Origin of the sequence: Serratia sp. AXJ-M (genome assembly GCF_046531865.1) — a bacterium.
Lineage (GTDB): Bacteria > Pseudomonadota > Gammaproteobacteria > Enterobacterales > Enterobacteriaceae > Serratia > Serratia liquefaciens.
Window position 1 is genome coordinate 512,641 of record NZ_CP059394.1, and the last position, 23,059, is coordinate 535,699.

Consider the following 23,059-nt stretch of genomic DNA (forward strand, 5'->3'; position numbering starts at 1 on the left):
TTCAAATCGTTAATTTGTTAATGAATATCACATAAATTGTTTTTAATTTTTATCAACTAATTGATTTAAATATATAAAAAATAAAATGTTCATATTAATATTTTTTGTAGTTTGCGCGACCGTGACGATGCCGGAGCGAAAAATACGCGGTGATAAATATCCGGCGCATTGTTTCTAAACGGAATATTAAATATGAGATTTATCCGAGCGGGAAAGAGGATGTCAGCACAAAAATGCTGCTATATGATGAGCCACTCTGTGGTTGGATAAGATATTAAGAAATATGGACATTTCGATTAATAAATCTAATTATTTAAAAGGGATTGCCATCATATTGATGCTGATCCATCACCTGTTTGCCTACCCGATCCGAATTAGCCCGGATATCCCGGTCTATCATATTGTTAACAGCGTTGATCTTGAAATGTATCTTGGTCTGTTCGGCAAGATTTGCGTTTCGATGTTTCTGTTTCTGTCCGGTTACGGGTTTTCGCTGAAAAAAGAAGTGTCGTTTCACTATATCTGGGGAAAGCTGAAGAATTTATATATCAGCTATTGGATAGTGTTATTTATCTTTGTCCCTATCGGCATTTTCTTCTTTCCCGGAGAAAGGTATAGCCTTTCCCTGCCGCTGTTTCTCGAAAACCTGATTGGCATTAAATCCACGTATAACAGCGAGTGGTGGTTCTTCAAACTCTATGTGCTGTACGTGCTTTCTCTGCCGCTGTTGTCGCGGCTGAATATCTACCCTTTGCTGGGGCTGCTGGTTCTGGCGGCGCTGTGCGGCAGAGGGCTGCAGTATTTCGCCTGGGCGCCTGAAATCGTGATCGAATATTGCACCTGGCTACTGCCTTTCGGCTTTGGCATGGTGTTTGGCCGCAGCAAGCAAATGCCGGCGGACTTCTGGCTGTCGAAGCTGATTGTTACCCTGAGCCGCACCCATCCGCTGATCTTGCTGATGGTGACGGTAGCGGTGTTTATCGTCGCCCATAATCCGGGGCTGCTGCTGGTGACGCCGCTGTTTATCATCGCGATGATGAAAACCGCAGACGGGCTGGGCAGCACGGTGAATCGGGTGGTGGGCGAGCTGGGCAAGCATTCGATGTACATGTGGCTGACCCACAGCTTCTACTGCTATTACTTTACCCAAAAGCTGATTTTTGCGCCGCGCTATACGCCGCTGATCCTGCTGCTGCTGATTGTGGTGTCCTACCTGACCAGCCTGGTGCTGAGCCGGATTGAGCTGGCGATCAAGGGCAGGGTAACGGCGTAGGGAGGCTGAATGTTGCGCCCGTGATGACCGCGGGCGCAGCAGCAAGATTAAAGCGTTTTCAGCATGGTGACTTCGCAGTCGACGTGGCCAGTGGTGCCCATGGCGTGGTCGATATGTTCGAAGCCCAGATGCTCGTACAGGCCGATGGCCTGCGTCAGGCTGGCGGTGGTTTCCAAATAACAACAGCGGAAGCCCTGTTGACGGGCAAACTCCAGTGCCTGCAGCGCCAGGCGTTTTGCCAGGCCCTGGCCGCGCAAAATCGGCAGGAAATACATTTTCTGTAATTCGCAAATATCGTCGTCACCGCCCTGCAGCGGGGCCACGCCGCCACCGCCGGCAATCCGGCCATCGACTTCTATCACCCAATAAGCGCTGCGTGGCAGGCTGTAGAGCTGATACAAGACGTCCAGATTGGGGTCGGAAACGGTATAGCCTTTGTCCGCCGTCAGGCCGTGCTCGGCAGAGACTTCGCGAATGACATTAGCAATAGCGGCATTGTCGTCAGCCGTTATTGGGCGCACCAGAAGACGTACTGGGGTTGCTGTTGTCATAGTTACACTCGCCATAAAAAGAACCCGAAGGGCTCCGGAATATCGTTTTTTGTGCAGACAAAAACGCGCCGGGGTTATATCTCGGCGGCGTCCATGCAGCTTTAATATCTTGTAATAACATCTATACCCTTCATCTTTCAAGCTGCAGATGTGTTGGCTGCGTTTTCTTACCCCAGTCACTTACTTATGTAAGCTCCTGGGGCTTCGCTCACTTGCCGCCTTCCTGCATCTCGAAATCTATTGGGTATTTATATGGCTGATGCAACGGCGATAAAAAAACAGCGGGGAAATCCCCGCTGTTTTTCAACTGTTGCAGTGAACCGAAAGATTACAGCGCGGCGATGGTCGCCTGCTGTTCCTGCAGCTTCACTTTACCTTCTTTGCAGGCTGCCAGACGTTCGCGCTCTTTGGCGACCACGGCTTCCGGCGCGCGCGCTACAAAGCCTTCGTTGGCCAGCTTGCCTTCGATCGAGGCGATTTCTGCATCCAGCTTGCCCATCTCTTTCGACAGACGCGCGATTTCGGCGTCTTTATCGATAAAGCCGGCCATAGGGATCAGCAGCTCGGCGCCGTCCACCAGTTTGGTGACCGATACCGGGCCTTTGTCACCCGCAGGCAGCAGGGCGATAGACTCCAGACGCGCCAGACGCTCAATAAAGCTCTGGTTCTCCTGCACGCGACGCTGAGCGTCGGCACTGCAGTTGCGCAGCAGCACTTCCAGCTGTTTGCTCGGAGCGATATTCATCTCGGCGCGGATGTTACGCACCGCGGTGATCGCCTGCTTGATCCATTCCAGATCGTTCAGCGCCTGCGCGTCTTCCAACGCGGCGTCGTACTCTGGGAAGGGTTGCAGCATAATGGTGTCTGCGGTTTCGCCGGTCAGGGTTTTCACGCGCTGCCAGATGGTTTCGGTAATGAACGGGATCACCGGGTGCGCCAGGCGCAGCAGGGCTTCCAGCACGGTGATCAGCGTGTGGCGGGTGCCGCGCTGTTCCGCTTCGCTGCCGTTGCTCACGACCGGCTTGGTCAGCTCCAGGTACCAGTCACAGAACTGGTTCCAGGTGAATTCGTACAGGATGTTGGCGGCCAGATCGAAGCGGTAGGTGTCCAGCGCTTCGCGGTAAGCTTTCACCGTACGGTTGAATTCGGCCAGGATCCAGCGGTCCGCCAGCGACAGCACTTTCTCGCCGCCGTTGAAGCCGCAGTCCTGACCTTCCGCGTTCATCAGTACGAAGCGGCTGGCGTTCCACAGCTTGTTACAGAAGTTGCGGTAGCCTTCCAGACGCTTCATATCCCAGTTGATGTCACGGCCGGTAGAGGCCAGCGCCGCCAGGGTGAAGCGCAGGGCGTCGGTGCCGTGCGGCTCGATGCCGTTCGGGAACTGCTTCTCGGTGCGCTTGCGGATTTTCTCCGCCAGCTGCGGCTGCATCATGTTGCCGGTGCGTTTTTCCAGCAGGTCTTCGAGCGAGATGCCGTCAACCATGTCCAGCGGGTCGATCACGTTGCCTTTCGACTTGGACATCTTCTGCCCTTCGTCGTCACGGATCAGACCGGTCATGTAGACCGTCTTGAACGGAACCTGCGGCTTGCCGTTTTCGTCCTTCATGAAGTGCATGGTCAGCATGATCATGCGCGCAATCCAGAAGAAGATGATGTCGAAGCCGCTGACCATCACGCTGGTCGGGTGGAAGGTTTTCAGCGCGTCGGTCTGCTCTGGCCAGCCCAGGGTAGAGAAGGTCCACAGGCCGGAAGAGAACCAGGTGTCCAGCACGTCTTCGTCCTGAGTCAGCACCACGTCGGCGCCCAGGTTGTTTTCGCTGCGCACTTCTTCTTCGCTGCGGCCCACGTAGACTTTGCCGTTCACGTCGTACCAGGCCGGGATACGGTGACCCCACCACAGCTGACGAGAGATACACCAGTCCTGAATGTCGCGCATCCAGCTGAAGTACATGTTTTCGTACTGCTTCGGCACGAACTGAATTTCGCCTTGCTCAACCGCTTCCACCGCCACTTTCGCCAGCGGTGCGGTACGTACGTACCATTGGTCGGTCAGCATGGGTTCGATCACCACGCCGCCGCGGTCGCCGTAAGGCACCGTCAGGTCGTGCGGTTTGATCTCGTCGAGCAGGCCCAATTCGTCAAAGGCGGCAACCACTGCTTTACGCGCCGCGAAACGCTCCAGGCCACGGAACTGGGCTGGGATTTCGTTGCAGTAATCGGTGCAGATTTCGCCGAGCGTGTTGAACACTTCCGCTTCCTGGCGGATATCGCCGTCGAAAGTCAGGATGTTGATCATCGGCAGGCCGTGACGTTTACCGACTTCGTAGTCGTTAAAGTCGTGCGCCGGGGTGATTTTCACGCAGCCGGTGCCTTTTTCCATATCGGCGTGCTCGTCACCGACGATGCGGATGCGACGACCCACCAGCGGCAGAACGATTTCTTTGCCGATCAAATCTTTGTAGCGCGGGTCTTCCGGGTTTACCGCTACGCCGGTATCACCGAGCACGGTTTCCGGACGGGTGGTGGCGACCACCAGGTAATCTTTGCCTTCGGCGGTTTTGGCGCCGTCAGCCAGCGGGTAGCGCAGGTGCCACATGGAGCCTTTGGACTCGCGGTTTTCCACTTCCAGGTCGGAGATGGCGGTGCGCAGTTTCGGATCCCAGTTCACCAGGCGTTTGCCGCGGTAGATCAGATCTTCTTTGTGCAGACGGACAAACACTTCGCGTACCGCGTTGGACAGGCCTTCGTCCATGGTGAAGCGCTCGCGCTCCCAGTCCACGGAGTTGCCCAGGCGACGCATCTGGCGGGTGATGGTGCCGCCGGATTCCGCTTTCCACTGCCAGATTTTGTCGATGAACGCATCGCGGCCATAGTCATGGCGAGTTTTGTTTTCTTCTGCGGCGATCTTGCGCTCAACCACCATCTGGGTGGCGATACCGGCATGGTCGGTACCGGCCTGCCACAGGGTATTTTTACCCTGCATGCGCTGGTAACGGATCATGGTGTCCATGATGGTCTGCTGGAAAGCGTGACCCATGTGCAGGCTGCCGGTAACGTTCGGCGGCGGGATCATGATGCAGAAGCTTTCCTGGCTGGTATCACCGTTTGGCTTGAAGTAACCCTGGTTTTCCCAGTGATCGTACAGCTTCTGTTCGATCTCTTTCGGGTCGTATGCGGTATCGAGATGACTGTTTGTCTTTTCCATTTTATATCGTTGTTCAGTGAGTTGGCGGCGTTGCCGTGGTCAAATGGAAGCCGACGCTGCGATAGGCTTTATATCGGTCGCGCGCCAACTGTTTTAAGGTGTCTTCGTAAGGGACGAAGTCTACCACTTCATGGAAAGCAGTAGCAAAATCTGCAAACTGCGGCAGCAGGGCGATCAGCAGATCGCGCGGTGAGTTGCCGCGTTTGCCGGGCCAGCACAGCTCGACCGGGGCACCGTAGTGCGGCCCTTCGCCGGCCAGATTGTGCGGCACGAACTGGTGCGGATCGCGCTGCCACAGCGCTTCGTCCAGCCGCTGGGCCTGTTCCTGGCTTTCGCAGGCGATCAACACCCGCTTGCCGGAGCGCCAGCGTTCGGCGGCAACGGCGCAGGCCACGGCCTCATGCGCGCTGAGCGCACCTGCCGGTTCCGCATGTTCAATTAAATAGAACGTAGCCTGTTTCATATAACCCCTTCATCTTTCAAGCTGCAGCCGTGTTGGCTGCCCTCCCTCACCCCAGTCACTTACCCGTGTAAGCTCCTGGGGATTCTCTCGGTTGCCGCCTTGCTGCAACTCGAAAGCTATTGGGTTTATAAAATTGTGCAGCATTACTAAAAACACAAGGGTACAGCATGCTGTACCCTTGGGGATTATACCTGAATTACCGCTCAGATTTAATCGTCGCCGTTCAGCCCCGCGCGATTGAGCAGGAACTGCGCCAGCATCGCTACCGGACGACCGGTTGCGCCTTTGGCTTTGCCGGAACGCCAGGCGGTGCCGGCGATATCCAGGTGCGCCCAGCTGTACTTGCGGGTAAAGCGCGACAGGAAGCAGGCTGCGGTAATAGCCCCGCCCGGACGGCCGCCAATGTTTGCCATATCGGCAAAATTGGAGTCCAGCTGCTCATAGTACTCGTCGGACATCGGCAAGCGCCACGCGCGGTCACCGGCCTGTTCGGACGCGCCGATCAGTTCGTGTGCCAGCGGGTTGTGGTTCGACATCAGGCCGGTGATGTGGTGGCCCAGCGCAATCACGCAGGCGCCGGTCAGGGTGGCAACGTCAATCACCAGCTCCGGATCGAAACGCTCAACGTAGGTCAGGGTGTCGCACAGCACCAGGCGGCCTTCGGCGTCGGTGTTCAACACCTCGACGGTCTGGCCGGACATGGTGGTCAGCACGTCACCCGGACGATAAGCGCTGCCGCCCGGCATGTTTTCACAGCCGGCCAGTACGCCGATCACGTTAAGCGGCAGGTTCAATTCCGCCACCACGCGCATCACGCCGTACACGGTGGCAGCGCCACACATGTCGTACTTCATCTCGTCCATGCTGTCGGCAGGTTTGATCGAGATACCGCCGGAGTCGAAGGTCAGCCCTTTACCCACCAGCACAATCGGCTTGGCGTCCGGGTTCGGGTTGCCTTTATATTCCATCACCGACATCAGCGATTCGTTCTGCGACCCTGCGCCAACCGCCAGATAGGCGTTCATCCCCAGCTCTTTCATCTGCTGTTCGCCGATGACGCGGGTGGTGATGTTGGTGCTGAAGGCGTCCGCCAGTTGACGAGCCTGAGAGGCCAGGTAGCCGGCGTTACAGATGTTCGGCGGCATATTGCCGAGATCTTTCGCTGCCTTGATACCGGAAGAGACGGCCAGACCGTGCTGGATAGCGCGTTCACCGCTGGTGAGTTCACGGCGGGTCGGCACGTTGAACACCATTTTGCGCAGCGGACGGCGCGGCTCCACTTTATTGCTTTTCAACTGATCGAAGGTGTAGAGCGTTTCTTTTGCGGTTTCCACCGCCTGGCGCACCTTCCAGTAAGTGTTGCGGCCTTTCACGTGCAGCTCGGTCAGGAAGCAGACCGCTTCCATGGAGCCGGTATCGTTAAGGGTATTGATGGTTTTTTGAATCACCTGTTTGTACTGGCGTTCATCGAGCTCGCGCTCTTTGCCACAGCCAATCAACAGGATGCGTTCGGAGAGAATGTTAGGCACATGGTGCAGCAGTAACGTCTGCCCGACTTTACCTTCCAGTTCGCCACGGCGCAGCAAAGCGCTGATATAACCATCACTGATTTTGTCGAGTTGTTCTGCGATAGGGGACAAGCGGCGCGGTTCGAAAACGCCGACTACAATACAGGCACTGCGCTGTTTTTCCGGGCTACCGCTTTTTACACTGAACTCCATGCACTCTCCTGAATCTTAAAGACAAAGGCAGGCGCTACGGCTAGAATAACGTACTCCGTAACGATCTCCCGCCATTGAGTTAACTAACTATGTTAACCTGAACGGCGTAAATTGCTCTGTTTTGGCGACTATAAGTAAGTTCCTATAGGACACCCAAATGCTAGATGTTGTAATACTATTTTAGCTGTGTTGGTTGCCATATGATGAGAATAAATGGCGGATTAGCGATGAAACTATCGATTTTCCTGCAAAAAGACAAGTTTTCACAGGCGTAATAAGCGTGATCATCATAAGATATCTGGTACGGGAAACGCTAAAGAGCCAAATCGCGATCCTTTTCATCCTGCTTCTGATCTTCTTTTGTCAGAACCTGGTCAAGGTGTTAGGCGATGCGGTGGACGGCGATGTCCCGACAAATTTAGTCCTTTCATTGCTCGCATTGGGTGTGCCGAAGATGGCGCAGCTAATCCTGCCGTTAAGCCTGTTTCTCGGCTTATTGATGACGCTTGGGCGGCTGTATACCGACAGCGAAATCACCGTGATGCATGCCTGCGGGCTGGGTAAACGCACCCTGATTATCGCCGCGATGGTGCTGGCGCTGATCACCTCTGCCGTGGCGGCGGTCAACGTGTTCTGGGCCGGGCCCATGGCCTCGCGCTATCAGGACGTGGTGATCAGCGAAGCCAAAGCCAACCCCAGCATCGCCGGGCTGGCGGAAGGGCAGTTCAAACCTTCGCAAGACGGCAACGCGGTGCTGTTTATCGGCAACGTAAAAGGCAGCACTTTCAACGACGTGTTCCTGGCGCAACTGCGGCCGAACGGCAACCAACGCCCATCCGTGGTGGTGGCTGAGCATGGCCAGATCAACCAGATGAAAGACGGTTCGCAGGTGGTGACGCTGGACAAGGGCACCCGCTTCGAAGGCACCGCGCTGCTGCGTGACTTCCGCATTACCGATTTCAACGACTATAAAGCCGTGGTCGGCCACCGCACGGTCGCCGTGGACGGCAACCAGGCCGAGCAGATGTCGATGCAGACGCTGCTGGAGTCTGACGACCCGGACGCGCGCGCCGAGTTCCACTGGCGCCTGACGCTGGTGCTTTCCGTGGTGATCATGGCGCTGTTGGTGGTACCGCTCAGCGTGGTCAACCCACGCCAGGGCCGCGTGCTCAGCATGCTGCCGGCCATCCTGCTGTATTTGATTTTCTTCCTGCTGCAGACGTCGCTGCGTTCCAACGGCGGCAAGGGCAAACTGGACCCGATGATATGGCTTTGGGTGGTCAACGCGGCGTACTTTGCGATCGCGCTGGCGCTAAACCTGTGGGATACGGTGCCGATGCGTAAGCTGCGTGCACGCCTGAGAGGAGCGGCCTGATGTTTGGCGTTTTAGACCGATATATCGGTAAGACGATTTTCAACACCATCATCATGACGTTGTTCATGCTGGTGTCGCTTTCCGGCATCATCAAGTTCGTCGACCAGCTGCGTAAAGTGGGCCAGGGCGAGTACACGGCACTGAGCGCCGGGATGTTTACCCTGCTGAGTGTACCGAAAGACATCGAGATCTTCTTCCCGATGGCCGCGCTGCTGGGCGCACTGCTCGGGCTGGGGCAACTGGCGACGCGCAGTGAACTGGTGGTGATGCAGGCTTCTGGCTTTACCCGCATGCAGATCGCCGGCTCGGTGATGAAAACCGCTATCCCGCTGGTGCTGTTGACCATGGCGATTGGCGAGTGGGTGGCACCGCAGGGCGACCAGATGGCGCGCAACTACCGTGCGCAGCAGATGTACGGCGGCTCGCTGCTTTCCACCAAAAACGGCCTGTGGGCGAAGGACGGCAACGACTTCATCTACATTGAGCGCGTGGCGGGCGAGAAAGAGCTTTCCGGCGTCAACATCTACCACTTCAACGACCAGCGCAGGCTGGAGACGGTGCGCTATGCCGCCACCGCCAGCTTTGAAGACGGCGTGTGGAAGCTTTCGCAGGTGGACACCTCTGACCTGACCAATGAAAAGCAGGTGACCGGCACCCAGACGCTGACAGGCGAATGGAAAACCAACCTGACCCCGGACAAACTGGGCGTGGTAGCGCTGGACCCAACCTCGCTTTCGATCAGCGGCCTGCACAACTACGTGAAGTACCTGAAACAGAGTGGCCAGGAAGCCAACCGCTACCAGCTGAACATGTGGAGCAAAGTATTCTCGCCGCTTTCCGTTGCGGTGATGATGCTGATGGCGCTGTCGTTCATCTTCGGGCCGCTGCGCAGCGTGCCGATGGGCGTGCGTGTGGTGACCGGTATCAGCTTCGGTTTCCTGTTCTACGTGCTGGACCAGATATTCGGCCCGCTGAGCCTGGTGTACAACATGCCGCCGGTACTGGGCGCGTTGCTGCCAAGCATGCTGTTCCTGCTGATCAGCGTGTATATGCTGCTAAAACGCAAGTAGCGGCACGACAGACGATTTAAAAAGGCGTAGCCATGCGGTTACGCCTTTTTTGTTTCTGGCGCCTCTGGGACGCGCTGCTGCTGATATCGCTACACACAGGCGCACATTATCGCCGGTATCATCCGTAGGGGCGCTGCACGCCGCGGCCGTGTCGTTTATCACAGTTATCCCCGATGTCATCCGTAGGGGCGCCGCATGCCGTGCCCGTGCCGTTTACCACAGTTATCCCCGATGTCATCCGTAGGGGCGCCGCATGCTGCGCCCGTGTTGTTTGCCACCGTTATCCCCGATAGACACGCCATACTTCGCCCAAAAAACGAACCCAATGTGACCCCGGCGACGATTTTTTCAGCACTTAACTCATTGAACAACGGATAAGTGTTGCACGTGGATCGCTGAAAGGTATAATGCACCCGTTTTCCGCATACTACTTGCAGTGCCGAAGTGGCGAAATCGGTAGACGCAGTTGATTCAAAATCAACCGTAGAGATACGTGCCGGTTCGAGTCCGGCCTTCGGCACCATTAGTACAGCGCGAACAAGAAGCCACCGAGAGGTGGTTTTTTTGTGCCTAAAATCCAGCCCCGCGAGTTCTCCCTATCTAACCCAAACTCATCCATCAACGGATTGACACATCCCATAATTGCCACTTTTGCGGGCACGTTCCGCAGCCCCTTGAACGCCCATTTCTATCCAAGAGATGCTGGACTAACCGAGAGTGATGATTATCATGTTATCGATACTACCGATTCAGAGAGCGTGCTATGCAACATATCATTGAAGGTTTCCTCAGCTTCCAGAAAGAGATTTTCCCACAGCGTAAGGAACTCTTCCGCAGCCTTGCCTCCAGCCAGAACCCTAAAGCGCTTTTTATTTCGTGTTCTGACAGCCGCCTGGTACCCGAGCTTGTGACACAGCAAGACCCGGGGCAGCTTTTCGTTATCCGTAACGCAGGCAACATCGTGCCTTCCTTTGGCCCGGAGCCGGGCGGGGTGTCTGCGACCATTGAATACGCGGTGGTGGCACTGGGCGTCACGGATATCGTGATTTGCGGCCACTCGAACTGTGGCGCCATGAAGGCGATAGCTTCTTGCCAGTGCCTTGACCCGATGCCTGCTGTGGCCCACTGGCTGCACTATGCGGACGCGGCCAAAGCGGTGGTAGAGAAGAAAACGTGGGATAACGAAATCGACAAAGTTAACGCTATGGTCGAAGAGAACGTTATCGCCCAGCTTAATAACATTAAGACTCACCCCTCCGTTGCCGTGGGCCTGCGCAACAACGGCCTGCGTCTGCACGGCTGGGTGTACGACATCGAAAGTGGCGAGATCCGCACGCTGGATAAAAATACGAAGAATTTCGTGTCACTGGCAGATAACCCTGAAGTTCACTTCGAATAAGGTGATGCCCGGTCTTGCTTATGAAATTCAATCCACGCTTCGGCGTGGATTTTTTTTCGGCATAAATTTAGCTTAGCTAACAGCCTTTAGGCTGTATTTATAGCAAAACACCCTATAAGCTGTATTTTGCATTTACAGCTTATGGGGTGTAATGTGAATAATACAGCTTATAATCTGTACACAGCGATAAGGCAGCGAGCCGCTATCTATGAATACCGTCTATCCGTTAAAAACACTAAGCCAGCTACGTCTATTACTGGTGGGTTTTCGTAAAGCAAAAGGCCTGACGCAAAAAGACGTCTCTGAGAGGTTGGGCGTAACCCAGCAGACCTATGCACGCCTGGAGTCAAACCCTGCATCAGCCAGCCTGGAACGTCTGTTTAGGGTGTTTAATGTACTGGGTATTGAAATGGTGCTTTCATCAGAGCTTGCCGCTCCGGGATGTGAAACGGAGGATACTTCTACAACTCATATAGACTCGCCCGCCAGGCGGGAACAGTGGTGACGAGATGCGTCGTTCGCAACAACGCTTAGCTATCTGGATGAACGGTATTCCGGTGGGATACTGGGAAAAGCATAAAGGTGAAGATCGGCTGGAATATCACCCTGACTGGATTGCTGATAGTCAGGGGAGGCCTTTGTCGCTTTCGTTGCCGTTCACACCGGGGAATCAGCCTTATCGTGGCAACGTCGTGCGCGATTATTTCGATAACCTGCTGCCGGATAGCGAGGGGATCCGTCGACGTCTGGCAATGCGTTATCATGCCGAAAGCCTTGATCCCTTTGATTTACTGACTGAACTGGGCCGCGACTGTGTGGGCGCCATACAACTTCTTGATATTGATGAACAACCCACTCATATATTTTCCATCAGGCAGCGCCCGCTTTCAGAGGCGCAAATTGCCGAAATGCTCCGCAATACTGCCACGATGTTACCGGGGCGACAGGGTCAGGATGACGATCTACGCTTATCTATCGCCGGCGCTCAAGAAAAAACAGCGCTGTTGTGGCACGACGACCAGTGGTGTTTACCTGAGGGAAATACGCCGACCACGCATATTTTCAAATTAGCCCTGGGGCTGGTGGGAAACATGCGGGCTGATATGAGTACATCCATCGAGAATGAGTGGCTCTGCTCTCTCATATTTGAGCACTATGGTGTGCCTGTCGCAAGAACGGCTATAGCGCAATTTGAAGATCAAAAGGCACTCATCGTTGAGCGTTTTGACAGGAAGCTATCGAGTGATAGGCAGTGGTGGATTCGCCTGCCGCAAGAGGATATGTGCCAGGCTCTGGGCGTGTCGCCGCTGAATAAGTATCAGTCAGACGGTGGCCCCGGTATTACAGATATTATGGAAGTTCTGAGTCGCTCGGATCAGGCTGAAACAGATCGCAGGCACTTCTTTAAAGCGCAGATTATTTTTTGGCTACTGGCCGCGACCGATGGTCGCGCAAAGAATTTCAGTCTTGCGCATTTACCGCAAAATCGTTACCACCTGACGCCCCTGTACGATGTACTATCGGCCTGGCCGCTGATTGGCCCGGGGAATAGCCAGATAGCCTGGCAGAAGTGCAAACTGGCGATGGCCGTTCGCGGGAGCAGTAACTATTACCACATTAGCCAGATCCGACGCCGCCACTGGATAAAACACGGTGAAATGACCGGGTTAGGCCAGCATGAGGTTGAATCCATTATTGAAGAGCTGCTGGCGGATACTCCGGGAGTTATTGAGCGTGTAACAGGGCTGTTGCCTGCTTCGTTCCCACCGGAACTAGTAGCATGCATTTTTGATGGTATACGGCAGCAGTGTGCGCGGTTGGCTGGGGGATAATATGATATGCGAACGAGGGATGATCACAAATCACATTACTCTAAATATAGAGGCTCTGTGCCGAATGATTTATCAGTATTTGCCCGCGTGATCATATCAACTCTTAGTATCTAATGCTAAATAAAGCCCTGAATTGCTTGCATAAGGCACTTTACCTGAAGGTACAAGCTTCGCTGCGGTATCCAAATGAACATCTTGATCATCAAAAAAGATATGTGGCCTGAATGCTTTTAAAACTTTATCTTTTCCAACCCCCCCGAGAAAAAATGCTTCGTCAACGTAAACGCCCCATTTTCGTAGCGTTTTAATCACTCTCATCTCTGATGGGGAATTTCTTGCAGTGACTAAAGCAATACGTATTGGGGAGTATTCCATTCTTATAGGTAGCCTCTCCTGAAGTTTTGCCAACTTTTTGAGTAATGTAGCATACGGTCCTTCCCCCATAGGGATGTCTTGTTGTGCATTCTCTTGAGCGTGAAATGCTGCCATCCCTTGTGTTTTATAGACCAATTCACTCTCATCTGAAAAAAGCACGGCATCTCCATCGAAGGCAATTCTGACCTGGCCCTCAGGGATCTCTGGAGCATCTGCAGGAGGATCTTTCAAAATGGCTGCAGCACAGAAACAAGAGTCAATTACCTTCTGTGCATCAGCAACATTTGTAGTCAGAAAAAGGTCTACATCAAATGCATCTAAGTAATCGGCAACCGTTTCTCCGGCGGTGAAGGCCGAACGCGAGATGTTCAGCTTATCGTGACGAATGGTGTTTAATACACGAATACCGGTTTCTGGGCTATTACGAGACATAACAACGACTTCTACTAACGGTGATTTATCCTCGGCTTGCTTATACTGGTTTAGCCCGAGTAATGCTTTGATTAATGGATAGCCAGTCCCGGGCTCAAGTGGTTCATTTTCGTGTTCTAGCATATAGGCTCGATATTGCTCAATTGCACTATCGGGATCTGTTACCGATGTCTCTTGAAAAATACGATCCGACTCACTCATATCAAACAGTGCGGTAGCACTTATACCAATAACCAAAGTATTACTCAGATCTAATGCCATTTTACTCTCCTATCAGAGCCCACTCATGCCATTAACAAATGGTATCTATCACACAGCGAATTTTATCATACACGCGAGAGCTAACGATTCAACGTTCAAGAACTCTAGGCTTATTGCTTTAAATATCCTCTTCGAAACACTTCTACTCAAATAGTTTTTAAACAACAGCTATTTAAAATCAGCCTCTTTCAGCTCCAACTTCACCATCAAAGTCTGATTCAGCGCTTTCCCATCTATCCCACTGTGTATCCGACGGTGGCAGGTAGGGCAGATGGCGCCAACCCACTGGGGGTGATCGGGGCCTTCATCGGCGAGGCGTTTTGTGTGGTGGGGTTCCAAGTAGGGTTCGCCATTCTTTTTCTTGAACGGCGCTGGCTGCTCGCATGACTCACAGATGCCATTGGCGCGTTGCAGTACGTATTTTTTCACGTCCTCGCTGCGCTTGAACCAAGAATTCTTGCTGTCACTTTCTTTACGCTGGCCCGTCATCATGGATGATTTGATAGCCTTGGCGCGTAGCTGCTCGAGCGTTTCTTTCTTCGAAGCGACTTCTGAAGTATCGATATCATTATCAACTTCGCGAGCAGAAGATACCGGGAATAAATTAAAAACTATACCCTGCCGCATATCCTTTTTTTCGAAGTCTAAGCATTGAATGTAATCCCAAGTATCACATTCAAACATGCCAATAAATCTTACGCCCTTATCTTTTTTATTATCTTCAAATAAGAAGATGTCTTCGCCATTCTCTTTGTGGTCGCGGATGGCCTTATTGCCCCGAATAAACTCCATTGGGCCTTTCTGGCCTTCTCCGGTATAGGAGAAACTGCCATCAGCAGACCAACCGTCTTTGTAGCCATAGGCCTCGCCGCTCTCACCGGTAAAGATGAAGATGACGGGGAACTCAGTGGGTGTCCAGATACCGCCCTGCAGTTGCCCACCATAGAGGTCGATAAGCTCTTTACGCGTGTAAAGCCTACCTTTTACTAAATGCTCAATAGGGTGAGGTGTTTCGATGATCTCGAAACCGAGGTTTTTAAGTGCTTGGATAGCAATTTTAGCGCCACTGTTAGATTTTATTTTTTCGAATGGTGTTCCGAACTGGTAAAAATAAGCGGCCGCAACGATGGCTCTGATGTCGTATTTTTCGTTATTATAAAGGAGTCCACATTTTTTAATTCGTTTGACGTTGTATTTTTCCAACAGAGCATCACAACCCAACGCTTTATATTCTTCGATGGCTTTTAAAACCGCTTCTTTCGAAGATAACGTCTCTATTTTAGTCGCCAAAACATTCCCCTCATTGCAGAACGGATCCTGATCAATGCGTGCTGCCAGCGGCCATGCGTCATTATCCAGCAGTTAACTCATCGATTTATCGAATGCGTTAACTATGCCAGGCCACGGGGGAAATGCCTACCTTCGTGAATGTGTTTATCGTGATGTGTTAGTCAGATCTATGAAATTTACCTGAGTGATAAGAACGGCATAAAACTAATACCGTTCTTATTATTTATTTTGGCTTTTATTTTAACTTATCAGATCTGGCACTCCATCTCGCGCAGCGCGCGACCATAGAGGTTACACAGTGCTGGCACCAAGTGAGCCGTCGCGTTGAGGTAGTGATTCAGCTGTTCCCACTGGGTGTCGTCGGGCTGCGGGTTCTTTTGCATAAGCTCACCGAACAGCAGCAGGCCGTGGCAGAATCCTTCAGCCTGTTCGACTCGCAACAATCGCCTTTATCGCACCCACCTCCCCATCACCCCAAATCGGCCCCATTACTGGCTATAACGGCTTTGTACCACCAGAAAGATTTCTTGCGGGTGCGGGCGAGGGTACCGTTGCCGTTGTCGTCGCGGTCGACGTAAACCAGGCCGTAGCGCTTGCTCATTTCCCCGGTTGAGGCCGCCACCAGGTCAATGCAGCCCCAGGTGGTGTAGCCCATCACCGGCACGCCGTCGGCGATGGCGTCGGCCATGGCGCGGATGTGTTCCCGCAGGTAGCTGATGCGGTAATCGTCGGCTATCTCGCCGTCGGCGTTGAACTCGTCGTGCGCGCCCAGGCCGTTTTCCACCAGAAACAGTGGTTTTTGGTAGCGGTCGTACATCATGTTCATGGTGATGCGCAAACCCAACGGGTCGATGCCCCAGCCCCAGTCGCTGCGCGGGATATGCGGGTTGGTCAGGGATTTCACCACGTTGGCGGCGCTGCTGTTGTTGTCGTTCATATCGGCAGACGCGCAGCGCGAGGCGTAATAGCTGAAGGAGACAAAATCGACGGTGTTCTTCAGGATCTCGGCGTCACCTTCCTCCATCGCAATGCCCACGCCTTTCTCGCGGAACACCCGGGCAGAGTAAGCAGGGTAGGCGCCACGGGCCTGCACGTCGATAAAGAACAGGTTCTCGCGGTCTTTCTCCAGCGCGGCCCACACGTCTTCCGGCTTGCTGGACCAGGGGTAAAAATTGCCGCCCGCCAGCATGCAGCCCACCTGGTTGGCGGGGTTCACCTCGTGGGCGATGCGGGTTGCCAGCGCACTGGCCACCAGCTCGTGGTGTACGGCCTGGTATTTTACCTGCTCGGGGTTCTCGCCTGCCTCAAACACCAATCCTGCGCCGGAAAACGGGCTGTGCAGCACAATGTTGATCTCGTTGAAGGTGAGCCAATACTTCACCAGCCCGTCGAAGGCTTCGAAGCAGGTGCGGGCATAACGGGTGAAAAACTCCACCATTTTGCGGCTGCGCCAGGAGCCGTATTCGGTTACCAGGTGCATAGGCACGTCGAAATGGCACAGCGTCACCAGCGGTTCGATGCCGTATTTACGGCACTCTTTGAACAGGCTGCGGTAGAAGGCGATGCCTTCCGGGTTGGGCGTCAGCTCATCGCCGTTCGGGTAAATCCGGCTCCAGGCGATGGAGGTGCGGAACACGCTAAAGCCCATCTCCGCCATCAGCGCGATGTCATCGCGGTAGCGGTGGTAAAAATCAATCGCGTCGTGGCTGGGGTAAAACTCGTCTTCGCGCAGGGTAAAGCGCTTCTCCAGGCCAAGCTTTACCGGCATGCGGTTGGGGCCATGCGGGATCATGTCAACCGTGGTCAGCCCTTTGCCACCCTCGCGATAGCCCCCTTCCGACTGGTTGGCGGCCAAGGCACCGCCCCATAAAAACCCTTGCGGGAATGTTGAATCAGACATGAAATCCTCAATAATTACCCGTCATACTTGAAGCTGCCTCTGTGTTGGCTGCGTTACAAGACCCATCCGTGGGTCTTGCCCCTTCGGGGCCGCTGCAAGCAGCGTTCAAATCTGTTCCTGACAGATTTGTCGCGCACCCCAGTCACTTAGCTGACTAAGCTCCTGGGGATGTACGGCCTTGCCGCTGTGATGCAACACCAATTATGTAGGGTAAAAAATAGTGTGTTAATGGATAGCGTTAGCGGTATTGGCCGCAGGCGCGGTTGTCGTTGGGGCCTCTTCGCTTTCCGGAATGTCTTCAAAGCCCAACAGCAGCGTGAGCACGAATGACAGCACCACGGAAAGCACCATCACGCCGCCGACCCAGACAATGCTCATCGGGTTCGACGGGTCAAAGAACTGCACGCTGGTGAACAGACCGGGCGAAGCCATCGAATGGCTGGCTAATCCGCCAATGCCGGCGACGGCGCCGCAGATAAAGCCGCTGATCAGGCTGGCGATTAATGGGCGTTTGAGCCGCACCGCCACGCCGTACAGCGCCGGTTCGGAAATGCCCGCCACAATGGCGGAAGCGGCGGCGGCCAAGGCGGTCTGGCGCAGCTCGCGGTTCTTGGTTTTGAACGCCACCGCCAGCGAAGAGCCGCCGAGCGACAGGTTGGCGCCAATCTCCGAAGGCATCACCATGCCTTCTTTGCCGGTTTCGGCGATGGTCTGAATGATGGTCGGGGTGAAGACTCGGTGCATGCCGGTCATCACCAGCAGCGGCCAGATCGCCCCCATAATGGCGACGGAAAGCCAGCCCAAATAGCCATGCACGGTATACACCAGCGCCGAGATACCGCTGCCGATCCAGATACCCAGCGGGCCGATCAACACAATCGCGATCGGCGCGGCGATCAGCACAATCAGCATCGGCTTAAGGAAGTTCTTGGTCACCGCCGGGGTGATGCGATCGACCCATCGTTCGATATACGACAGGATCCAGGTCATCACCAGCGCCGGGATCACCGTGTAGGTGTATTTCACCGCCGTCACCGGAATGTAGGCGAACTCCACCGCCTGGCCCTGCGCCGCCTTGGCCATCAGATCGATAAAGTTAGGGTGCAACAGCACACCGGCAATGGCGATCGCCAGCGACATGTTGGTTTTGAATTTAAGGGCGGCCGACGCGGCGACCATTACCGGCAGGAAGAAGAACGCGCCGTCGCCAATCACGTTGAGGATGATCAGCGTCGACGAGCCTTTGTCGAACACGCCGGCCATATCCAGAATCATCGCCAGCAGCTTCACCATCGAACCGCCGATGATGGCCGGGATCAGCGGCGACATGGTGCCGACCAGCGCGTCGAGGATGCCGGCGCCAATGCCTTTCAGGGTGATTTTGCGCTTTGCCGGCGCGGCCGCGGGGGCGTTGCCCGGCATGCCGAGCGCCAGCACCGCCTGATAGGCTTTCGACACTTCGTTGCCGATGATCACCTGGCACTGCTCGCCGCTGTGCACCACGCCCATCACGCCGCTAATCGCTTTGAGTCTTGGCGTGTCGATCAGCGCCTTGTCTTTCACCACGAATCGTAGGCGGGTCATGCAGTGCGTAACGGCTTCGACGTTCGCGCGGCCGCCCAACGCATCCACGATGGCGTGCGAGATCTCTGTGTAGTTCTTCGGCATGGAGTATCGTCTCTTAGATTATGGGTATACCCGTCATACTTGAAGCTGCATCTGTGTTGGCTGCGCTCACTCACCCGAATCACTTACTTGAGTAAGCTCATCGGGATGAGACTCGCTGGCCGCCTTGATGCCGCTCCAATTATTTAGGGTATAAGTACGCGCCTGGGCGATCCGCCGTTCCATCTTAATGAAACGCCCACAAGAAACCGGTTTCACAAAATCATGCTGATCTGTTTTAACTCTGGCAAGAATTATGATTTTTTGGTTTTTAATTTCGTGAAGTCAGTCACTTTAAGGCTGGGGAGGGCGGCAACGGCAGGCGCGAAAACATTCCAAAGGCGGGGCGTCTTGGGTAGACTGCGCGGAACCCTGGATTTTGACGGCGCAGAGATGGCAACAATACTTGAGGTGGCAAAAAGGGCCGGCGTTTCGAAAGCGACGGTGTCCCGCGTGTTATCCGGCAGCGGCTATGTGGGCCCGGAGAAGCGCGAACGGGTAGAGAAAGCCATCGCCGAGACCGGCTATCGGCCCAATCTGCTGGCGCGCAACCTCGCCACCAAAACCACTCAGACCATCGGGTTGGTGGTCACCAACACGCTGTACAGCGGCAACTATTTCAGCGAGCTGATGTTCCAGTCGGCGCGCATCATGGAAGAGCACGGCCGCCAACTGATCCTGGCGGACGGCAAGCACACCGCCGAAGAAGAAAAGGCCGCTATTCAATTCCTGTTGGACCTGCGCTGCGACGGCGTGATCATCTACCCGCGCTTTCTGTCGATCGCGGAAATGGACGAGATCATTTCCCAGCACAAACAGCCGATCCTGGTGATCAACCGTCGGTTAAGGCTGAACGACAGCTACTGCATCTTCAGCGATCAGCACGCCACCAGCGCGGCGGCGGTGGGGCACCTGATCGAACAGGGGCACCGCGATATCGCTTTCATCACCGGTTCGCTGGATTCGCCCACCGGGCTGGAGCGGCTTTCCGGCTATAAAGCCGCGTTGGCGGAGCAGGGTATTGCCGTCAATAGCGCCCTGATTGTCGAGGGGAAGTGGAATGCGCAAAGCGGCATGGCGGCGGTTGATACGCTGGTGGCCAGCGGCAGCGCTTTCAGCGCCATTGTCGCCAGCAACGACGAGATGGCTATCGGCGCTATCAAGCGGTTGACGGAGCGCCAAATTCCGGTGCCGTCCGCCGTTTCGGTGATTGGTTTTGATGACATCCCGCTGGCGCCTTATACCATCCCTTCGCTCTCCAGCATGAAAATGCCGGTAACCGACATGATCAAGGAAACCATCAATCGGCTGGTATCGATGCTGGACGGCGGCGAGCTGAGCAAGCGCCCCACCTTCCCGGCCAGCCTGATCCTGCGCGATTCGGTAGCGGCGGGGCCTTATTTGTCGGCAGAGAAGGCGGACCGTTAACGGCGGATCAGCATATAGGCGCGCGGCGAGCTGCCGGTCATATTTTTAAAGAAGGTTGAGAAGGCGCTGTCGCTGGAGAATTCGAGCTTACCGGCGATATCTGACAGGCCGTATCCCTCCGCCAGCAGCTCGATGGCTTTGATCAAACGCCATTGCTGGCGCCACTGCTGGTAGCTCAATCCGGTCTCCTTGCGAAAGATGCGGCTGATGGTTTTCTCCGAAGCGCCACTGTAGCGCGCCAGCTCATTGAGCGGTGGCACTTCCTCCATGCCGGCCAATTGCCGTAAGCGGCGGTCCTTGGGCAGCGGCAATAAGGTCGGTTCGCGCTGCGCATGCCGTATTTCGTCCAGGCATACGGCAAGAATATTGGCGCTGGGGCCGCTTTCCCACTGGGTAGCAAAGTCGGCGATGGCGATCCGCTCCAGCACTTCCCGCAGCAAAGAAGAGGCCGACAGCACTTCCAGATGGGGCGAAAGGCCAGGGTAGCGCTGGTTGTCGAGATAAACCGAGCGATAGCCCGCCACGCCGGTAACCTGAACGCGGTGCACCACCTTGGGGGGGATCCAGGCAATGCGTGCCGGCGGCAGGAGGCAAATGCTTTCATTGAGTGTGATGCGCATACAGCCCCGCTGGCTGAACAGCAACTGCCCCATGTGGTGCCAGTGCGGCCCGGAATCATGCTGCGCCAGCTCGGCCGCAATGCCTAACACGCTATTGTTGATAGCATCGGGATCAAATTCGTCCTGTGCGCTGAGCCATGCCATAAATGTGTCCGATTTTATAAGTTTTTTGTCTTTTATATTGTAATGGTCAGGGTGGGGAAGGTGCTACTTTGTGGCCTACTTTCTTTTTGGAGACGGGATGTACCATGCAACGCAGACTGACCCTTACCCTGGCGACACTGATGATGATGTTTCCCCAGATTGTGGAAACGATCTATAGCCCGGCGCTCACGCATATTGCCGACGGTTTTCACGTCAGCGCGCAGGCCGCGGCGCAAACCCTGTCCTGTTACTTTTTCGCTTTTGCATTCGGGGTCGTCGTTTGGGGCCGTTTGTGTGACGTGATCGGCCGGCGCCCCACCATTTTGGCCGGTCTGGCGCTGTATCTGCTGGCGTCGATCATCGCCATCTTCAGCACTGGCTTTACCTTGTTGTTGGCGGCAAGGGTGTTGGCGGCGTTTGGCGCGGCGGTGGGCTCCGTAGGCACTCAGACCGCCATTCGCGACCGGTTCGACGGCTATGAGCTGGCGCGCGTGTTTTCCGTGATGGGGATTGCAATGGCGGTCAGCCCCGCGGTGGGGGTGCTGAGCGGCGCCCTGTTGACCCATTACTGGGGTTATCAGGGGGTGTTCGCCGGGCTGGCGGCGTTGGCCGCCTTGCTGCTGGCCTATGCCGCATGGCAGTTGCCGGAAACGCGCCCGGCGCAGGTGGTGAAAAGTTCTTTCTTCGGTACGTTAGGCCGCATGGCGAAAGACGGCGATATCTGGCGCAGCGCATGGCTGGTGGCCCTGTTCAACGTCTGCATGTTCAGCTATTACCAACTGGCGCCGTTTCGGTTTGAAGCGCTGGGCATTCCGCCGCAGTGGTTTGGCTATACCGGGTTGGTGCTGGCCGCCGGCGTCGGGATCGGCGCGGCAATCAACAAGTTTCTCATCGCCAAACAGTGGCTGTTTACGCCGCTGCTGATGCTGGCCTGCGTATTGGCGCTGATCGGCGGCGGCCTGGTGTTCCTGTTGGAAGATAAGCTGTGGTTCGTGCTGCCGATGATGCTGGTGGTGATGGCCTACGGCATCGCGATCCCCAATATTCTGGCCCGGGCGCTGCGGAATTATAAGGATTGCATGGGCACTGCGGGCGCAATTCTTGGCCTGATGTATTACCTGATGCTGGCGGCGGGGCTGGTGCTGGCCGGGATGGCGCAGCGGCCGGGCATCGTGCTGATGGCGAGCAGCGCCTGCGCGCTGCTGCTGGCGTGGACCGTCGTGCGCGGCGAACGCACCGTCGCATTGGGTAAACGCAACAGCGAGCAGGCGTAACCCTCAGCGGGGAGTTGGCGGGGCACTCAGCGGGCCCGCCAGCAAGGTATGAAGCGCCTCTATCACCGCATTGCGCTGTTCGTTCAAAAAGAGGTGCCTGCCGGGGAAGCGTCGTTCATGCACTTCGCCCCCGGCCAGCAACCGCCAATCCGCCAGATCCTGCCTGTCGACCCAAAGATCGTCCTCGCCATAAAAAACCGCCAGCGGGATAGGCAAATGTGTTTCCCGTGGGAAAATAAGCTGGCTGGCAAGCAGGAGATCGGCGCGGATCAGCGGCAAATAGGCGTCAAGCAGGTCGGCGTTTTCATCGGTGATTGCAGTCGTTTGCCCGGACTCGTGAAGTGTTTCAATCAGCGCGCTGCGCGTCAGGCGCAGCAAATGACCGTGCTTTGCCGCGTAGGGTGTGGAGCAGGCGGACACGATCAACCCTATGGGCGGCAGCCTGGCTGAGAGTGCGGTTGCCAGGGCCAACCGGCCGCCAAGGCTGTGTCCGAAAAAGACGCAGGGTTTGTCCTGCAGGGGGGCCAACGCCTGCTGCAGTTCGGCCACCAGCCCGCGGTGCTGGCACGCCGGCGCTTCGTCCGCCCGGTCTTCACGCCCGGGATATTGCATGGCGAACAGCTCGATGTCCGAGCACAGCAGGCTGCTCCAGGCGCGGAAGGTGCCGGCGCTGCCACCGGCATGAGGAAAGCAAATCAGTCGCAATTTGCCCTGGCGTGTGGGGGTCAGCGCTTTCAGGCATCGCTCGGCTCCCCGGAAGGGTATGTTGTGCATGGCAGGT

At 55.4% G+C, this 23,059-nt stretch carries 19 protein-coding genes and 1 tRNA gene; 9 read left to right on the forward strand and 11 right to left on the reverse strand.

The window, feature by feature from the left end:
* Positions 1 to 337 precede the first annotated feature (337 nt).
* On the forward strand, positions 338 to 1,273 hold the full coding sequence (locus H0S68_RS02400) for an acyltransferase family protein (protein ID WP_236591431.1): 936 nt from the start codon (positions 338 to 340) through the stop codon (positions 1,271 to 1,273).
* 47 nt (positions 1,274 to 1,320) lie between these two features.
* Here the strand turns inward: H0S68_RS02400 and H0S68_RS02405 are convergent, their stop codons facing one another.
* The 4 genes from H0S68_RS02405 to pepA form a co-directional block, all read right to left on the reverse strand.
* Complete coding sequence (locus tag H0S68_RS02405; protein ID WP_041414155.1) at positions 1,321 to 1,824, reverse strand: GNAT family N-acetyltransferase; 504 nt, start codon at positions 1,822 to 1,824, stop codon at positions 1,321 to 1,323.
* 328 nt (positions 1,825 to 2,152) lie between these two features.
* The gene (locus H0S68_RS02410; protein ID WP_129941302.1) at positions 2,153 to 5,029 is read right to left on the reverse strand and encodes a valine--tRNA ligase; all 2,877 of its coding nucleotides are present in this window, start codon (positions 5,027 to 5,029) and stop codon (positions 2,153 to 2,155) included.
* 13 nt (positions 5,030 to 5,042) lie between these two features.
* A complete protein-coding gene (locus H0S68_RS02415; RefSeq protein WP_012005017.1) occupies positions 5,043 to 5,492 on the reverse strand; it encodes a DNA polymerase III subunit chi in 450 nt (149 codons plus the stop codon).
* Positions 5,493 to 5,701: 209 nt separating this feature from the next.
* Positions 5,702 to 7,213, reverse strand: a complete 1,512-nt coding sequence (gene pepA / locus H0S68_RS02420; protein WP_020825020.1) for a leucyl aminopeptidase — start codon at positions 7,211 to 7,213, stop codon at positions 5,702 to 5,704.
* Between the two features lie 280 nt (positions 7,214 to 7,493).
* Between pepA and lptF the strand changes: the two genes are divergently transcribed.
* The 6 genes from lptF to H0S68_RS02450 all read left to right on the forward strand — a co-directional run bounded on the left by lptF (position 7,494) and on the right by H0S68_RS02450 (position 12,889).
* Positions 7,494 to 8,588: an LPS export ABC transporter permease LptF gene (gene lptF / locus H0S68_RS02425; protein ID WP_020825021.1), complete on the forward strand. Its 1,095-nt coding sequence runs from the start codon at positions 7,494 to 7,496 to the stop codon at positions 8,586 to 8,588.
* Positions 8,588 to 9,658 carry an LPS export ABC transporter permease LptG gene (gene lptG, locus H0S68_RS02430; protein ID WP_020825022.1) on the forward strand — a complete coding sequence of 357 codons (1,071 nt, stop codon included), beginning with the start codon at positions 8,588 to 8,590 and terminating at the stop codon, positions 9,656 to 9,658. The genes lptF and lptG overlap by 1 nt, the downstream gene beginning before the upstream one ends.
* A 438-nt stretch (positions 9,659 to 10,096) precedes the next feature.
* A tRNA-Leu gene (locus tag H0S68_RS02435) sits at positions 10,097 to 10,181 on the forward strand.
* A 240-nt stretch (positions 10,182 to 10,421) separates the two neighbouring features.
* Positions 10,422 to 11,057, forward strand: coding sequence for a carbonic anhydrase (locus H0S68_RS02440; protein ID WP_020825036.1), 636 nt, complete (start codon positions 10,422 to 10,424; stop codon positions 11,055 to 11,057).
* A 208-nt stretch (positions 11,058 to 11,265) separates the two neighbouring features.
* Positions 11,266 to 11,562, forward strand: coding sequence for a helix-turn-helix domain-containing protein (locus H0S68_RS02445; RefSeq protein WP_217331499.1), 297 nt, complete (start codon positions 11,266 to 11,268; stop codon positions 11,560 to 11,562).
* A gap of 4 nt (positions 11,563 to 11,566) precedes the next feature.
* Entirely contained in the window at positions 11,567 to 12,889 is a 1,323-nt protein-coding gene (locus H0S68_RS02450) for a type II toxin-antitoxin system HipA family toxin (RefSeq protein WP_410529130.1), read from the forward strand.
* Between the two features lie 96 nt (positions 12,890 to 12,985).
* On the opposite strand, the gene H0S68_RS02455 is transcribed toward H0S68_RS02450, so the two are convergent.
* The 5 genes from H0S68_RS02455 to ascF form a co-directional block, all read right to left on the reverse strand.
* On the reverse strand, positions 12,986 to 13,957 hold the full coding sequence (locus H0S68_RS02455; protein ID WP_217331501.1) for a 5'-nucleotidase: 972 nt from the start codon (positions 13,955 to 13,957) through the stop codon (positions 12,986 to 12,988).
* Between the two features lie 168 nt (positions 13,958 to 14,125).
* Positions 14,126 to 15,247: an HNH endonuclease signature motif containing protein gene (locus H0S68_RS02460; RefSeq protein WP_217331502.1), complete on the reverse strand. Its 1,122-nt coding sequence runs from the start codon at positions 15,245 to 15,247 to the stop codon at positions 14,126 to 14,128.
* A 248-nt stretch (positions 15,248 to 15,495) separates the two neighbouring features.
* On the reverse strand, positions 15,496 to 15,687 hold the full coding sequence (locus tag H0S68_RS02465; RefSeq protein ID WP_244995294.1) for a hypothetical protein: 192 nt from the start codon (positions 15,685 to 15,687) through the stop codon (positions 15,496 to 15,498).
* Positions 15,688 to 15,716: 29 nt separating this feature from the next.
* Positions 15,717 to 17,147 (reverse strand): 6-phospho-beta-glucosidase, encoded by a 1,431-nt coding sequence (locus tag H0S68_RS02470; RefSeq protein WP_130016123.1) that lies wholly within the window; start codon positions 17,145 to 17,147, stop codon positions 15,717 to 15,719.
* Positions 17,148 to 17,372: 225 nt separating this feature from the next.
* Entirely contained in the window at positions 17,373 to 18,815 is a 1,443-nt protein-coding gene (ascF, locus tag H0S68_RS02475; protein WP_217331504.1) for a PTS cellobiose/arbutin/salicin transporter subunit IIBC, read from the reverse strand.
* A gap of 390 nt (positions 18,816 to 19,205) precedes the next feature.
* Here ascF and H0S68_RS02480 point away from each other — a divergent pair, with 390 nt between their 5' ends.
* A complete protein-coding gene (locus H0S68_RS02480) occupies positions 19,206 to 20,240 on the forward strand; it encodes a LacI family DNA-binding transcriptional regulator (RefSeq protein ID WP_122080574.1) in 1,035 nt (344 codons plus the stop codon).
* On the opposite strand, the gene H0S68_RS02485 is transcribed toward H0S68_RS02480, so the two are convergent.
* On the reverse strand, positions 20,237 to 21,004 hold the full coding sequence (locus tag H0S68_RS02485; protein ID WP_128865527.1) for an AraC family transcriptional regulator: 768 nt from the start codon (positions 21,002 to 21,004) through the stop codon (positions 20,237 to 20,239). The two genes, H0S68_RS02480 and H0S68_RS02485, sit on opposite strands and share 4 nt — an antisense overlap.
* A gap of 104 nt (positions 21,005 to 21,108) precedes the next feature.
* Here H0S68_RS02485 and H0S68_RS02490 point away from each other — a divergent pair, with 104 nt between their 5' ends.
* Positions 21,109 to 22,278 (forward strand): MFS transporter, encoded by a 1,170-nt coding sequence (locus tag H0S68_RS02490; protein ID WP_130016126.1) that lies wholly within the window; start codon positions 21,109 to 21,111, stop codon positions 22,276 to 22,278.
* Positions 22,279 to 22,281: 3 nt separating this feature from the next.
* On the opposite strand, the gene H0S68_RS02495 is transcribed toward H0S68_RS02490, so the two are convergent.
* Entirely contained in the window at positions 22,282 to 23,052 is a 771-nt protein-coding gene (locus tag H0S68_RS02495; RefSeq protein ID WP_410529131.1) for a thioesterase II family protein, read from the reverse strand.
* Positions 23,053 to 23,059 lie beyond the last annotated feature (7 nt).